Annotated in this window: 19 protein-coding genes and 1 pseudogene; 14 read left to right on the top strand and 6 right to left on the bottom strand. The window is 60.7% G+C overall.

The genetic code is table 11. From position 1 onward, the window contains the following. Positions 1-522 (top strand): hypothetical protein (locus tag ACUCV3_RS24210; protein WP_482241228.1); only part of this gene is annotated, 522 nt, incomplete at its 5' end. A gap of 149 nt (positions 523-671) precedes the next feature. Here the strand turns inward: ACUCV3_RS24210 and ACUCV3_RS24205 are convergent. After that, positions 672-1,532: a hypothetical protein gene (locus ACUCV3_RS24205; RefSeq protein ID WP_482241227.1), complete on the bottom strand. Its 861-nt coding sequence runs from the start codon at positions 1,530-1,532 to the stop codon at positions 672-674. A gap of 254 nt (positions 1,533-1,786) precedes the next feature. Further along, positions 1,787-2,071, bottom strand: coding sequence for a hypothetical protein (locus ACUCV3_RS24200; protein WP_482241226.1), 285 nt, complete (start codon positions 2,069-2,071; stop codon positions 1,787-1,789). A gap of 270 nt (positions 2,072-2,341) precedes the next feature. Here ACUCV3_RS24200 and ACUCV3_RS24195 point away from each other — a divergent pair, with 270 nt between their 5' ends. From ACUCV3_RS24195 to ACUCV3_RS24185, 3 genes are all read left to right on the top strand, one after another. Then, positions 2,342-2,617, top strand: coding sequence for a hypothetical protein (locus tag ACUCV3_RS24195; RefSeq protein ID WP_482241225.1), 276 nt, complete (start codon positions 2,342-2,344; stop codon positions 2,615-2,617). A 199-nt stretch (positions 2,618-2,816) separates the two neighbouring features. Then, on the top strand, positions 2,817-3,020 hold the full coding sequence (locus tag ACUCV3_RS24190; protein ID WP_482241229.1) for a DUF6961 family protein: 204 nt from the start codon (positions 2,817-2,819) through the stop codon (positions 3,018-3,020). A 634-nt stretch (positions 3,021-3,654) separates the two neighbouring features. After that, positions 3,655-3,894, top strand: coding sequence for a hypothetical protein (locus tag ACUCV3_RS24185; protein WP_482241224.1), 240 nt, complete (start codon positions 3,655-3,657; stop codon positions 3,892-3,894). A 24-nt stretch (positions 3,895-3,918) separates the two neighbouring features. On the opposite strand, the gene ACUCV3_RS24180 is transcribed toward ACUCV3_RS24185, so the two are convergent. Both ACUCV3_RS24180 and ACUCV3_RS24175 read right to left on the bottom strand, forming a co-directional pair. After that, on the bottom strand, positions 3,919-4,119 hold the full coding sequence (locus ACUCV3_RS24180; protein ID WP_482241223.1) for a hypothetical protein: 201 nt from the start codon (positions 4,117-4,119) through the stop codon (positions 3,919-3,921). Then, positions 4,116-4,460 carry a glycoside hydrolase family 19 protein gene (locus ACUCV3_RS24175; RefSeq protein WP_482241222.1) on the bottom strand — a complete coding sequence of 115 codons (345 nt, stop codon included), beginning with the start codon at positions 4,458-4,460 and terminating at the stop codon, positions 4,116-4,118. The genes ACUCV3_RS24180 and ACUCV3_RS24175 overlap by 4 nt, the downstream gene beginning before the upstream one ends. Between ACUCV3_RS24175 and ACUCV3_RS24170 the strand changes: the two genes are divergently transcribed. Genes ACUCV3_RS24170 through ACUCV3_RS24155 form a run of 4 tightly spaced genes read left to right on the top strand, consistent with a single transcriptional unit; the run spans position 4,459 to position 7,466 of the window. Beyond that, entirely contained in the window at positions 4,459-5,379 is a 921-nt protein-coding gene (locus tag ACUCV3_RS24170) for a DNA cytosine methyltransferase (protein WP_482241221.1), read from the top strand. The two genes, ACUCV3_RS24175 and ACUCV3_RS24170, sit on opposite strands and share 2 nt — an antisense overlap. A gap of 20 nt (positions 5,380-5,399) precedes the next feature. Beyond that, entirely contained in the window at positions 5,400-5,744 is a 345-nt protein-coding gene (locus tag ACUCV3_RS24165) for a hypothetical protein (RefSeq protein ID WP_482241220.1), read from the top strand. Beyond that, positions 5,741-5,917 carry a hypothetical protein gene (locus ACUCV3_RS24160; protein ID WP_482241219.1) on the top strand — a complete coding sequence of 59 codons (177 nt, stop codon included), beginning with the start codon at positions 5,741-5,743 and terminating at the stop codon, positions 5,915-5,917. Before ACUCV3_RS24165 ends, ACUCV3_RS24160 begins: the two co-directional genes overlap by 4 nt. Then, positions 5,880-7,466, top strand: a complete 1,587-nt coding sequence (locus ACUCV3_RS24155; protein WP_482241218.1) for a recombinase family protein — start codon at positions 5,880-5,882, stop codon at positions 7,464-7,466. The genes ACUCV3_RS24160 and ACUCV3_RS24155 overlap by 38 nt, the downstream gene beginning before the upstream one ends. Before the next feature lie 6 nt (positions 7,467-7,472). Here the strand turns inward: ACUCV3_RS24155 and ACUCV3_RS24150 are convergent. Beyond that, positions 7,473-8,123, bottom strand: a pseudogene (locus ACUCV3_RS24150) (glycosyltransferase); the annotation flags it as partial. A gap of 195 nt (positions 8,124-8,318) precedes the next feature. Between ACUCV3_RS24150 and nhaA the strand changes: the two are divergent. Both nhaA and ACUCV3_RS24140 read left to right on the top strand, forming a co-directional pair. Next, positions 8,319-9,533: a Na+/H+ antiporter NhaA gene (nhaA, locus tag ACUCV3_RS24145; protein WP_279728444.1), complete on the top strand. Its 1,215-nt coding sequence runs from the start codon at positions 8,319-8,321 to the stop codon at positions 9,531-9,533. Positions 9,534-9,646: 113 nt separating this feature from the next. Further along, complete coding sequence (locus ACUCV3_RS24140; protein ID WP_010336659.1) at positions 9,647-9,829, top strand: hypothetical protein; 183 nt, start codon at positions 9,647-9,649, stop codon at positions 9,827-9,829. 24 nt (positions 9,830-9,853) lie between these two features. Here ACUCV3_RS24140 and ACUCV3_RS24135 read toward each other — a convergent pair whose 3' ends face one another. Further along, positions 9,854-10,252 carry a low affinity iron permease family protein gene (locus tag ACUCV3_RS24135; protein WP_010336658.1) on the bottom strand — a complete coding sequence of 133 codons (399 nt, stop codon included), beginning with the start codon at positions 10,250-10,252 and terminating at the stop codon, positions 9,854-9,856. A gap of 66 nt (positions 10,253-10,318) precedes the next feature. Here ACUCV3_RS24135 and ACUCV3_RS24130 point away from each other — a divergent pair, with 66 nt between their 5' ends. The 4 genes from ACUCV3_RS24130 (at position 10,319) to ACUCV3_RS24115 (ending at position 13,783) form a co-directional block, all read left to right on the top strand. Then, a complete protein-coding gene (locus tag ACUCV3_RS24130) occupies positions 10,319-10,645 on the top strand; it encodes a hypothetical protein (protein WP_432215174.1) in 327 nt (108 codons plus the stop codon). Between the two features lie 147 nt (positions 10,646-10,792). Then, positions 10,793-11,992: an ADP-forming succinate--CoA ligase subunit beta gene (gene sucC / locus ACUCV3_RS24125; RefSeq protein WP_004207732.1), complete on the top strand. Its 1,200-nt coding sequence runs from the start codon at positions 10,793-10,795 to the stop codon at positions 11,990-11,992. 112 nt (positions 11,993-12,104) lie between these two features. Next, complete coding sequence (locus ACUCV3_RS24120; RefSeq protein WP_004207731.1) at positions 12,105-12,854, top strand: electron transfer flavoprotein subunit beta/FixA family protein; 750 nt, start codon at positions 12,105-12,107, stop codon at positions 12,852-12,854. Next, entirely contained in the window at positions 12,851-13,783 is a 933-nt protein-coding gene (locus tag ACUCV3_RS24115) for an electron transfer flavoprotein subunit alpha/FixB family protein (RefSeq protein WP_482241217.1), read from the top strand. Before ACUCV3_RS24120 ends, ACUCV3_RS24115 begins: the two co-directional genes overlap by 4 nt. The last annotated feature ends 13 nt before the right edge of the window (positions 13,784-13,796 follow it).

The following is a 13,796-nucleotide window of genomic DNA, read 5'->3' as shown; positions in this document are numbered from 1 at the left end:
TTAAATGCTCAAAACAAACAGACAGTGCCGTTTATATTAGAGCCTCTCCGTTCTCTCGGGATTCCAGCTGCCGCGATCTATGATCTTGATTTTGTCAAGGATGGCGGAGGGGTCGCAACGCGTTTTCTACAGACTGCTGGGGTGCCAGCTTTACAGCAACCCAGCATTACCTCTCTGAAAAATTCGGTCCTCAAGGCGTTGAATGACGCTGACACTTCATGGAAGACGAAGGGCGGCATCGACCTTCTTAAAGCGGCGGACCGAGCTGCGGCAGACAATTACTTCGACCAACTCGATGCATACGGAGCGTTCGTGGTTCGTAAGGGCGAATTGGAAACATGGCTGAATTCCGTGCATAATGGCGGGCATGGACCGACTTGGCTAATTCCCATGTTCGAAGCCATGGGTGAGGACCCGGACGCTCCAGGATATATCAAGCCAGCGGAGGGCGATGTATGGGGCTTTCTCGACGGAATTGCTACTTGGCTGCTCGATCCCAATCGAAAGGGAATTCCAACTTGATCGTTAAAGTGAGACTTTATCCGACGGGCTTATGAGCGCGTTGTCATGGCCTCGCGACGTGCGAACAGGACGGGTCGACAATCAGGGGCTGAGCGGATAGCGGGGGTCAGCTGCTAACATATATCACAGTGAAATCGCGCCGCTGAGGTTCATTTGTCGTTTGCTTCGAAGGTGGCTGTCAAAGCCACCCCGGCTGCAAACTGGGCTCCCCATATAAAACCTCCCACTGCCGCAATGCTTCCAATTACTGCATATTTGAGAGGATTATTCCTTACGGCGTGGCGCGCGCGGGTGACATAATCGGCCAATTGAGCAACAATACCGGTGAGTTGGATATTATTCAGGTCGTTCCGCTGCGCAAGCGCAAGTATTTCACCTAATTTTGTATGGAGATCACGGATCGCCTCAAGGCCATCTTCGTCGATATCCAGTGGCGGCCCGTAGTTATGACTGAATTCTGGGGTGATCATGGCGTCGAGACTTTGCAGAGCGGCAGGGAACAGCGCCTTTACGGCTGCCACACGCGATCGCGGCGTCGGTAATCCTGTCCACTCCGTAGATGAATAGACCGGCGCTGCCGATTGATCGTAAAACGGCTTTTCGGGACGACCGGGCGCGACGTTCAAACTATCCGAGCCAGGTCGATCATTGAGGAAATCTGTGGCCAACTGCCCGGCCGGATCAGCCTGTTCAAGGGCCTCAGCTCGCTCATCCAGCCTGTTGAATGCCTCTTGCACAAACGTCCTTACTGAAGTGTCTGGCGCAAGTTGCAAATTTCCGAGGTAGGTCGAGAGTGCGGGCAGCGATCGATAGGTTCTTAGGAAAGCAGGAATTACGTCCGCATATTCGTTGTTGCTGAGTAATTCATCACGGAGCTTTCGGTACTGCTCGGCTGCCCAGGCCGTTATTTCCTCATCGATTACGGCCAGTACAATCCTGCCGAGCTGGTGCAATGCTTCAGCATCAGATTGACCGTCCGTCCATTTCATCCCCGGCAACGCAATCGCCATGGCCAACTCCCGCCTCTATCCTACGGGAAGCATTATGCGGCATGTCGTCGGGTAACAAGCCTTCCAAGCTCTGCAAAAACCAGCAATTCCGGGCGGCCTGCTGTAAAACAGAGCGAAATTGCCTTGTATATTATCAATAGCTTGGCATTCCCGCGTAAACCGGAACGGTGCAGCTTCAGAGCAAGGTCAGCCCAGCGGAGGTGCTCCCCCTGCCGGTTCCGGACGCCGGCGGAAGGACCTGTCGATCACCACCATCATAGACCTTCATCCACTTTGATCCCCGCCGATCGCAGTTGATGAACGACGCCGTTCAAGCTGGCGGTCGTGCTCGCACTTCGGCCAAGCTCATTTTCGCTTTCGCTGGAGTCCCAGAAGGTGTGCAGCGGCCATTGCTCGCGCATATACGGTCGCAGGCAGCGCAGGGCCAAGCGAACGGCATCGGTCCTGATTGCCTGCTGCGAGCCGTCATCGCGGGCGCTGGCAAGGATCTGGAGCGACAATTTGATGATAGCGGTGTCGTTCTTGTTTAGCGTCGGCATGCGCGGAACATAATGCGAACAGCGTTGATTCGCATAGACGTCGAATCGTCAGCGCTGGTTGCTATGCCTCGCCGGGGCCGCTATTTCCCTCAGACCCCTGTCGCGGTCCATCGTCATAGCGACGGGTGTCAGGGGCACCTTCGCACGTCCCCACCAACAAGGTGGAGGCCGTCTATAACCGGGCAGCCCATATGCCGCGACGACGCGAGCTGGCGCAGGAATGGGCCGACATGCTTATGGACGGCCTGACCCCTGCGGGCGTCCTGCTGGATGGCCCGCGCCGATGATGATATGGTCGCGCCGAAAACTTACGGAGAATCGCCCATGGACACCAACGAGCAGGGCGAGGCTTTCGGAGCCTGGCTACTAAAGCAGGCCGGCCGCGATGACTGGATCGGCACACTGGCGAAGCAGGCCAAAAGCGATCCGAAGTTTCGGAAATCCCTGGCGCCGGACGATCTAAGGAAGCGCCTTCAGGATGCGGGCGCTGAGGGCGACAGCTTTGAAGCACTTGATGACGCTGAAGCCGAGTGGCTGAATGCATGAACGGGATCGCAAATGCGGTGTGTGTCGATGATACTCCACAGGCAGTAAAACAGCGATGCCTTGAGGAGGGCATTCATTATTCGCTACTTTCCGAAGGGCTTAGATTTGGCACAATAGTGATTTGTCGGACGGCGGAAGATGCAGCCCACGTTTTGCAGGTATACGGCGAGCGCGCCCATAAGCGCGTGAAGGGTGACCACTGCTAGGCGACTGGGAACTCTGGGCCGCCGCGCAGCAGGTCATCAAGCAGCACGGCTCTAAAGCTCCGAAGCATGTCGCTCAGCGCATCGGTGAATTGGCGGCGGCTGGGGATCTGGATGGCGTACAGACCTGGCAGGCTATTGCCGAGCGGGTCCACCAGCTTATGGATTACAGGACCGGGCGGCCGCTTAGCCGGCAATAATGCCCAGCCCTTCTTGATCCCGTCAGCGATGATGCTATCGCCACGGTGGGGCCTGACCGACGTTTGCAATCGGTTGGTCGGTCAGGGTCGCCCTTTCGTGCTTCCCCTTATTGTCGGCTTGGGCGGTCAAAGATATTTTAGGCCGACCTCGGTGCTGAAGACTGCGACGCCCTTTCGAAAGTGCAGCGCTGGGGTCACCGCTTCGCTCGTCGACATATTCCGCTTCCTAAGCGGGGACAGAGTGCCTACCCAAAGCCGTCCCGCGATTCGGTTTTAGACTGCCCGGCCCGTTGGATACCCCGTCTGCAGTTCAGTTGGTAGCGACCCGCCTGAGGCAGACGGGGTTACCCTTGAACGTCTTCTTCTTCGCGATTATCCTGCAGATGCTTCTGGCGAGGTTCAACGTCATCGCGGCGCGCGCCAGAAGCACCTTCTCGTGACAGGTATGGCGCTATTCATGCAGCGCTGCTATCTGAGACTTGAGCCCGACGTACCCTCCCGAAAGTCCGCAAATTTTCGGCCGCGTCGGGCTCACCTTTCCCAGATCATGTTCTGACTTCTCGTTCCTCATAACGCATCTTTGGATCGCGGACGATTTACGCTAGCTTTTACGCAACAAGGGGAGGCTAGTGCGATGAAGATTGATGAGGCCATGGATCAGCTTTTAGAGAGCGTGATGGAGGCCGGACGAGAAGCTCAATACTTTATGGTCCGGCGATCCGATTGGATCGATTGTCTCGCGCGCCTCAGGTCTGAAGGAGTTAATGGGGCTTGCGATGTTCTTTACCGTAATCTTCCGATCCAGTTCGATACTATATCGGATCATTTCACGGTGGGAATTGTCGACAGTATGGGCGTTAAAAGCGAAATCTGATTCCAATAAATATATTTGATGGATCTAAACTGCCTCGTTATTGGGGACGTCGCTATCGAGCCTTGCCGGCGAAATGCCTTCTTCATCGCGCCTGCCAGTGGATTTACCTTTCCTTCGTCTGACCACATCCGCGACGATCTCGGGGCCATGCTCGACAACAGCGGGCTTGATGATCTTTTTCCACCCGAAGCGCGCGATGGAGATCAGGATCTTGCCGACGTTCATGCGTCCAGAACCTTCTTCAGCTTGGCAAGATAGGCGCGCTGCTCAGACAGACCGCCGGTGCCGCCCTGCACCAGCCGGCACACGGCGGTTACATCGTCGCGATCAGCGGCGGCGTTGATCTTGCGGGCTTCCCAATAGGTGCAGGCGACCAGCAGGCCGGTGTGAGGCTCCGACACCAGATCCGGCTTCGCGACGACATCGATGCCGGTCAGCTCCCTCGCCTTGCGGTAATTGTCTTCAAACGTCAGCTGGGTTGGGCCGCGCCCGCGATGTCCGTCGATCTTCACCCGCGCCCGGCCGCTGAAGGAAGCGACCTGCCGCCGCATTGCCGCCGGTATCATGCGCTATGTCATCAATGCGCCGCATCCGTTCATCGTGCCCGTCTGCAATGGCAATTGGGGGGCGGAGCGGGTCTATGCCGGCGGCGAGCCTCTGCGCACGATCACGACGGCCAAGGGCGGCGAGTTTGCCGTGGTGACGCCCTATTTCGCGCCGCTGACCCATCAGGGCGGGCCTGATCGGGTCTATGGGCCGAAACAGCCCCTGCCGACCGTGACGGGCGCCAACCGCGGAGAAATCGCCCTGATCGCCCCGACTATGGTCCAGACCGGATATGGGGAGAGGGAAGGACAAGCGCCCCGCGCGCTCGATCTGGGCAAGCCGCTCGGCACGATCGTCGCAGGTGCAACGAAGCATGCACTGGTTGCCGCGTTCATGGCCCAGCACAACGGCGGAGCGATCGGCCGCGAGGCGGCCGCGCCGCTATCGACCATCGTCCACCGCGCGACCCAGCAGCAGCTGGTGGCGAGCCATATCGTCAAGCTGCGGGGCACGTCGAAGGTCGGACAGCCCAGCGACACGCCGTTGCACACGATCAGCGCAGGCGGTCTGCATCATGCGGAGGTTCGCGCGTTCCTGGTCAAATATTATGGCAACGAACAGCATGGCCACGGTCTGGCCGCGCCCCTAGGCGCCGTAACGACCAAGGATCGCTTCGGCCTTGTCATCGTCACGATCGGCGGCGAGGATTATGCGATCGTCGATATCGGCATGCGCATGCTCAGCCCGCGAGAGCTGTTCCTGGCTCAGGGCTTCCCGCCCGAATACATCATCGACCTGATGGTGAACGGCAAGCCGCTGACCAAAACGGCGCAGGTCCGCATGTGCGGCAACAGCGTCTCCCCCGTCATGTCGGAAGCGCTAGCCCGCGCGAATGTCGCCAACGACGACGGAGCAGGCGAGGAAAGGATCGCAGCATGACGCGTCCTCCAGCCTGCCAATTGGTTCAGGTGGCCTGCGAAGAACGCGCCCGCCGCAAGGTGGCGTGGGAACGCGCGGGCAGGCTGGACACACCTGCAGCGCGCGAGGATGAAAGCGTCTGGTCCGATATCGAGCATTTCGCCCGCATCCTGAACGGCGAGCGCCGGCCGATATCGTGGCCCGATGAAGACAAGCGCACCATGGCCGAGAACATCGCGACCACCCTGCGGAAGGCGCCGGAAAGCTTCTATGCGCTGCCCGGCAAGGTCCGAGGCCTGCGGGATCTGCAATATGCGTTGGAGTTCACTTTGCTCTACACGCTTGAGCGGCCTGTGCCCCTGCGGTCGAAGAGGAAGGCCGCATGAACGCGCCCGCGAAAATCCGGCCAGCGGCCGACCCGAATGTGATCGCCTTCGCGGAAGCCCTTGCGCGGATGCAGGTGAAGAGAGACATTGCCGCCCTTCGCGCCGCGCAGGGAGGCGGCCGACAGGAGGACGCCCGTGCGAACGGTCATTTACGCCCGCTTCAGCAGCGATAATCAGAACCCGCGTTCAACGGCCGACCAGATCGAGCTGTGTCGCAAGCGGGCTGCCGATGAAGGCTGGACCGTCATAGGCGCATTCGAAGACGCCGCCATATCCGGCGCTGCCGGCATCGGTGCCGATCAGCGTCCCGGCCTTAATGCCATGATGCGCATGGTGGAGGCCGGCGGCGTCGATCAGGTGCTGGCGGAATCTACCGACCGCATATCCCGCCATGTCGCCGACGCGCATATTCTCCGCGAGCGTATCGAATTTGCCGGCGCCCGGCTTTTCACCCTGTTCGACGGCGCGGTTACCCCCATGATCGGCTTGATCAAGGGCTTCACCGACGCGCAGTTTCGCACCGACCTTGCCAAGCGCGTTCGGCGCGGCCAGATCGGGACGCTGAAGCAGGGGCGCATCCCCGGCAGTATCGCCTACGGATATCGGCAGGCGAACCGCCTTGATGATCGCGGGCAGGTTGTGCGCGGTCTGCGGGAAATCGATCCGGACAAGGCGGATATCATCCGCCGCATCTTTCGCGAATATGCCGCTGGCCGCAGCCCCAATGCCATCGCTGCCGGCCTTAATGCCGATGGCATTCCTGGCTCGCGTGGCGGCATCTGGCACGAAACCGCGATCAGCGGCGATACGCGCCACAAGCGCGGCATCCTGCGCAATGAAACCTATGTCGGCGTCGTCACCTATGGTCGCAGCCGGACGGTGGTGAATCCTCAGACCCGCCAGCGGCTGATGCGCCCGAACGGCGACGACGTGGTCGAGCGGCAGGAAATCGGGCACTTACGGATAATCGATGATGACCTTTGGCAACAGGTGCAGGCCCGCCTGGCGTCGAACCAGGGCGTTCGCCCGGAGCGCCTGCGGCGGCCGAAGCATATTCTGTCCGGGCTGGGCGTGTGCGAGGTGTGCGGCGCGCGTTGGGTGCTGCGGTCCAGCAAGTTCTGGGGATGCAGCAACTACCGCTATGGCAAGGCTTGCACCAACAACCGCCTGGTCGGCACCCACATATTCGAGCGCATGGTGCTTGCGGACCTCAAGGAAGGCATGCTGTCGCCTGACGTGATCAGCGCCTACGTCCGCGAATATCACCGCGACTTCGCCCGGCAGAGCGCAGATATGGGTCGCGACCGAGCCAAGCTTGAACGCAAGCTGGAGGAAGCCGAGCGGCGAATGAAGCGCATGCTTCAGGCCTTCACCGATGGCGGCAGCGAGTTCGAAGAGATCCGCGAGATGCTGACCAGCGCGCGGGCCGACAAGGAGGCGCTGCAACGCCAGCTCGCCAGCATGGACGCCGTGCCCAACGTCCTGGCGCTGCACCCGCATGTCGAGGAGGTCTATCGGCGCCAGGTGGAAGAGCTGGAGGCGGCGCTGGCCGATCCTGAGGCTCAGCTTGAAGCAATCCCCCGTCTGCGCTCCATCATCGCCAACATCATCGTCAGCCCGCGCCTCGATCGCGAACGCGGCGTCGTCGTTCAGGTGATCCGACAGATGGACGAAATCCTGTCGATCGCAACCGGCGGTCAGCAGCTTTCACAATTGCGCTAACACCCAATTCGTTTCGGCAAACTCATCACAATAATGATTGGCGATGGCACGGGAAAACCAGGTGCCGCGACCCGGTAATGGCAGTACCGGCAATTGCACCAGCGCGAACCGGTCGATCATATGATCGAACAGCCGGATTTCATCGGGATGCACGACGTCTTCGGCATCATGCATGACGACGGCCTTGAACCGGATGCCGCTTCGACCTTCCTCCGCCAGCATGCTGCGCCAGTTGATGTTCAGGCAATCGGCCTTGGTAGTCGGGCCGGGGCGGTCATTCAGGCACAATATGATATGGGGTTGATCGATGGCGGCTGATGCGATCGCGTCGATCGTCGCCGGATCATTGGGATAGGCGCCGACGAATATGCGATAATCGGCATCGCCCCAGCAATGTACGGCATGGCGCAACATTGCGCCGATGACGTCCGCTTCCTGCCAGGCGGGAATGAAGATGGCGATACGGCCGGGCGTCGATGAAGGTGGCAATGTCGCCATCGTCATGCGGAGGCGGCGAGGATGCCGGACCGCCCGCCAGGCTCGGCGGATCAGGAACAGAAGGTCGATCGCCAGATCATCCAGCCCGCCCAATGCGAAGCCGATGACCGCGAACAACAATATCTCATAATGCAGCGCCTGTAGCGCGCCAAAGAGCATGTCCCCCACGATCCCGGATTCCCCCTGTCCCGATCGCCATGCGGCAGGGCGAATTTATGTCATGAGAACAGCGGTCTTCCAAGTATTTTGGAGAAAGTCTGTCAACATTGGCCGGCTGATCTGGGTTGGACCTGAGCGGAAATTTCCCTAAGGGGGAAGAATGGCAATACCGGCAAGCACTTATGGAGAAGAGACGTGACCGAACGGCCCGTGTCCGCCCTCAGGAATTTCCTGAAGGGAGAAGCAGGCAGTGGCGTCTTGCTGATGATTTCGGCCGCGATCGCAATGATCATGGCGAATCTTCCGGGTGCTGCCGGCCATGTCTATCATGACATCTTCCATATGGTGACGGGGCCGGTGCTTGCTCCTGCGCTCGGTCCCATGACGATCCATTTGTGGGTCAATGACGGACTGATGGCGATCTTCTTCCTGCTGGTCGGGCTGGAGATCAAACGTGAGTTCGTCGATGGCGGACTGTCCACCTGGGAGAGGCGGCGCCTGCCTTTCATCGCGGCGGGGGCGGGCATGATCGCGCCAGCGCTGGTCTATCTGGCCGTTACGGCTGGGGAACCGGCCCTGGCGCGCGGCTGGGCGATCCCGGCGGCCACGGATATTGCCTTCGCGATCGGGGTTCTGGCGCTGCTGGGATCGCGGGCTCCCGCATCGATCAAGCTGTTCCTGACGGCTGTCGCGATCGTCGACGACATGGGGGCGGTCGCGATCATTGCGCTGGCCTATAGCCAGGGGCTGGATGTCATGGCTTTGGCCGGCGCCTTTATCGTCCTGCTGGTCATGTTCGGCATGAACCGCGTCGGCGTGCGGGCCTTGGCACCTTATCTCATCGGCTTCCTGCTGCTCTGGTATCTGATGCTACTGTCGGGCGTGCATGCCACGATCGCGGGCGTGCTCGCCGCCATCACCATCCCGGTCAATCGCACGCCGGGTGCGCCGGATGCGGTGGACAGTCCGCTCCATCGCCTGGAACATCTGATCCATCCCTGGAGCGCCTATCTGATCGTGCCGCTCTTCGGCTTTGCCAATGCCGGCATCACGCTCAATGGCGAAGCGATCGGCGCTCTGCTCAGCCCCTTGCCGATCGGCGTGGCGCTCGGGCTGCTGCTTGGCAAGCAACTGGGCGTGTTCGGCAGCATCTGGCTGGCGCAGAAACTGGGCATCGCGGCGCGGCCTTCGGGGGCGACCTGGGTGCAGATTTACGGCATGGCGCTGTTGTGCGGCATTGGCTTCACCATGAGCCTGTTCATCGGCGCGCTCGCCTTTCCGGGGCAGCCATTGCTGGTCGAGGAGGCCAAGATCGGCATCCTTGGCGGATCCTTGCTGTCCGCGCTGTGCGGTTATGCGGTGCTGCGTTTTGCGCCGACACCGCGATCAGTCGCGCGGGGCGCAGGGTGAGGGGAATCGCGTAGCATTAACCTTCATGCTACTATCGCCTTGCCGTTGCCGCGACTCGCTTCGCGTCAGCGCGCCGACCGCACTTTCGAAAAATACGGGAGGAGGGCGAACCGATGGAGACGGACGTCAATTATCTGCTGCACCGCCAGCAGATGTCGCTGATCAACGCGCAGGCAACAGCATCGCCCGAGGGGCGCGCTGCCTATGAAGGACTGGCACGCGGTTATATCGATCAGGTCGAAGCCTATCGCAGACGCAATGAGCAGCAGGAGAGGCTGATCATTCCGGCGCATTGATCCTCCGATCGTTGCGCCATCGCGCTATCGACGGGAAATCAGGCGATCGATAACTTCCTGATGCGGGCCATCGGCACCGCATTCGCGCTCCAATATCTTCTTGATCTTTTCCAGTTCGGCTTCGGTCAGATGTTCGATGCCGATGAAGTCGTTGCGCGCAGTCTCGATTGAACGGATCAGTTCGTCGAGCTTGGCCTGGATCGCGGCGCCGTCACGGTTCTGGGCATTCTGGATCAGGAAGACCATCAGGAAGGTTACGATGGTCGTGCCGGTATTGATCACCAGTTGCCAAGTGTCGGAATAATGAAAGAGTGGGCCGGTCACGCCCCAGATCAATACCACGCCGACCGCCAGGATGAAGGCGAGCGGCTGGCCGGTCCAACTGGCGATCCGTGCCGACAGGGCGGAAAATATCCGATCCATGCAAACTCCTTTGGATGTCCTGCGCATTTAGGCTCTGTTCAGCCATCTGCTGTCATGGCCATGCCCATGGCAACCATATCTTTTCGTGCAACGATCGGCGCGCTCGCCGGCTACCTTCTGCTGGCCTCCTGCGCCAGCGTTTCCCCCGAATCACGTGTGCGTGCCGGATTGATCGACGCTGGTCTTTCGCCGCGAATGGCGGGCTGCATGGCCGAACGCATGGTTGATCGGCTCAGTTTGGTGCAGTTGCGGCGGCTCCAGTCGATCGCATCGCTCCACAAGTCGCACATGGGCAAGATGAGCATGGATGAACTCCTCTATAAAGTCCGTGCGCTGGAGGATCCGGAGATTTTCCTGGTGACCAGCAAGGCCGCCATTCACTGCTCCTTCTGACGCCGATTTCACAATAAAGCAGGGTCGGGCTTCGCAAGGGTTTTGCAATTTTGCAAAGTCGTTTTGCGAAATGGCTCTGGCCCTGCTTCCTCGCCTGTGCTTAACCCGCCTCAACAGTTTTCCTGTGAACAAAGGACGGGCTAGCCCATGAACATTCACGAATATCAGGCGAAGGAACTGCTCGCCAAGTATGGCGCGCCGATCGCCGCCGGTCACGCTGCCTTCACCGTCGAGGAAGCCGTCGAGGCCGCCAAGAAGCTGCCCGGGCCGCTCTATGTCGTGAAGTCGCAGATCCACGCTGGTGGCCGCGGCAAGGGCAAGTTCAAGGAACTGGCCCCCGAAGCCAAGGGCGGCGTCCGCCTCGCCTTCAACCTGGACGAGGTGAAGGCCCACGCCACCGACATGCTCGGCAACACGCTGGTCACCATCCAGACCGGCGAAGCGGGCAAGCAGGTCAATCGTCTGTACATCACCGACGGCGCCGACATCGCCAAGGAATTCTACTTGGCGTTGCTGGTCGATCGCGCCACCAGCCGCATCGCCTTCGTCGTGTCGACCGAAGGCGGCATGGACATTGAAGAGGTCGCCCACTCGACCCCCGAAAAGATCCACAGCTTCTCGGTCGATCCGGCCACCGGCTTCCAGCCGCACCACGGCCGCGCCGTTGCCGCTGCGCTCGGCCTGACCGGCGACCTCGCCAAGCAGGCTTCGAAGGTTGCTGCGTCGCTCTACGCCGCGTTCCTCGACACCGACGCCGAGCAGATCGAAGTCAACCCGCTGGCGCTGACCGAGCAGGGCAACCTCCTCGTCCTCGACGCCAAGGTCGGTTTCGACGGCAACGCCATGTTCCGTCACAAGGACATCGCCGAACTGCGCGACCTGACCGAGGAAGATGCGGCCGAAGTCGAAGCGTCGAAGTACGACCTCGCCTACATCAAGCTGGACGGCAACATCGGCTGCATGGTGAACGGCGCTGGCCTGGCCATGGCGACCATGGACATCATCAAGCTGAATGGCGAATTCCCCGCCAACTTCCTGGACGTGGGTGGCGGCGCCACCACCGAAAAGGTGACCGCGGCGTTCAAGATCATCCTGAAGGACCCGGCCGTTAAGGGCATTCTGGTCAACATCTTCGGCGGCATCATGAAGTGCGACATCATTGCCAATGGCATCGTCGAGGCTGCCAAGGAAGTGAACCTGTCGGTTCCGCTGGTTGTCCGCCTGGAAGGCACCAACGTCCAGCAGGGCAAGGACATTCTGGCCAATTCGGGTCTGCCGATCGTCCCCGCCGACGATCTGGGCGATGCGGCCAAGAAGATCGTGGCAGAAGTGAGGAAGGCGGCCTGAGCCCCCTAATCACCTGAGAAGATACGCCATAGGGCGTGGGTGACCTGGAAACGGGTCGCCCACGTCCGTGTTCGCGTTGGCGGGCGATGGCGTGAAAATGGAGGATGTTGAAATGAAGATCCTTGTGCCCGTGAAGCGGGTTATTGATTACAATGTGAAGCCGCGGGTGAAGGCGGATGGCACGGGCGTGGACCTGGCCAACGTCAAGATGAGCATGAACCCGTTCGACGAGATCGCCGTCGAGGAAGCCATTCGCCTGAAGGAAAAGGGCGCGGCGACCGAGGTCGTGGCGGTATCGATCGGCGTCGCCAAGGCGCAGGAAACGCTGCGCACGGCGTTGGCGATGGGCGCGGACCGCGCCATCCTGATCCAGACCGATGACGAAGTCGAACCGCTGGGCGTTGCCAAGCTGCTCGCCAAGGTTCAGGAAGAGGAAGGCGCTGGCCTGATCATCCTGGGCAAGCAGGCGATCGACGATGACAGCAACCAGACCGGCCAGATGCTCGCCGCGCTGCTGAACCTGCCGCAGGGCACCTTTGCCAGCAAGGTCGAGGTAGAGGGCGACAAGGTCAACGTCACCCGCGAAGTCGATGGCGGCCTGGAGACGGTGAAGCTCAACACCCCGGCGATCATCACCACCGACCTGCGCCTCAACGAGCCGCGCTATGCGTCGCTGCCGAACATCATGAAGGCCAAGTCCAAGCCGCTGGCGAACAAGACCCCGGCTGATTACGGCGTCGACATCGCCGCCCGTCTGGAGACGCTCAAGGTCTCCGAACCGCCCAAGCGCTCGGCCGGCATCAAGGTTGCCGATGTCGATGAACTGGTGGCCAAGCTCAAGGCTCTGGGAGTTGCAGCATGACGAAGACGCTCGTTTGGGTTGAACATGAGGGCGGCGCCGTCAAGGACGCGACCCTTTCCGCCGTGACCGCTGCAGCCAAGCTGGGCGAAGTCCATCTGTTGGTCGCTGGCCAGGGCGTCGACGGCGTTGCCGCCGAAGCCGCCAAGATCGCCGGCGTGGGCAAGGTCCATGTCGCCGACGACGCGGCCTTTGGCCATGCGCTGGCAGAGAATGTCGCGCCGCTGATCGTCGAACTGATGGGCCATCATGACGCGTTCGTCGCGCCGGCCACCAGCAACGGCAAGAATATCGCGCCGCGCGTCGCCGCCCTGCTGGACGTGATGCAGATCAGCGACATTCTGTCGGTCGGGAGCGAAGATACCTTCACCCGCCCGATCTATGCCGGCAACGCGATTGCCACGGTCAAGTCGAAGGACGCCAAGAAGGTCATCACCGTTCGCGGAACGGCCTTTGAAAAGGCGGCCAAAGAAGGCGGCAATGGTGCGGTGGAAGCTGTGGCCTCGACCGGCGACAAGGGCATTTCCTCTTTCGTCGGCGCCGAGATCGCCAAGCTGGAACGCCCCGAGCTGACCAGCGCCAAGATCATCGTGTCGGGTGGCCGCGCGCTGAAGGACGGTCCGACCTTCGAGGAATATATCATGCCGCTGGCCGACAAGCTGGGCGCGGCGGTCGGTGCCTCGCGCGCTGCGGTCGACGCTGGGTATGTCCCCAACGACTATCAGGTCGGCCAGACCGGCAAGATCGTCGCCCCGGAAGTCTATATCGCGGTCGGCATCTCTGGCGCGATCCAGCATCTGGCCGGCATGAAGGACAGCAAGACCATCGTCGCCATCAACAAGGATGAGGATGCGCCGATCTTCCAGGTGGCCGACATCGGCCTGGTCGGTGATCTGTTCAAGGTGGTGCCGGAACTGACCGGTAAGCTGTAAGCCGGATTGGCTT

It is taken from the genome of Sphingobium sp. VMM (assembly GCF_056790315.1).
The sequence above is the reverse complement of the archived record's forward strand: the minus strand, read 5'-3'. Positions and strand labels throughout refer to the sequence as shown.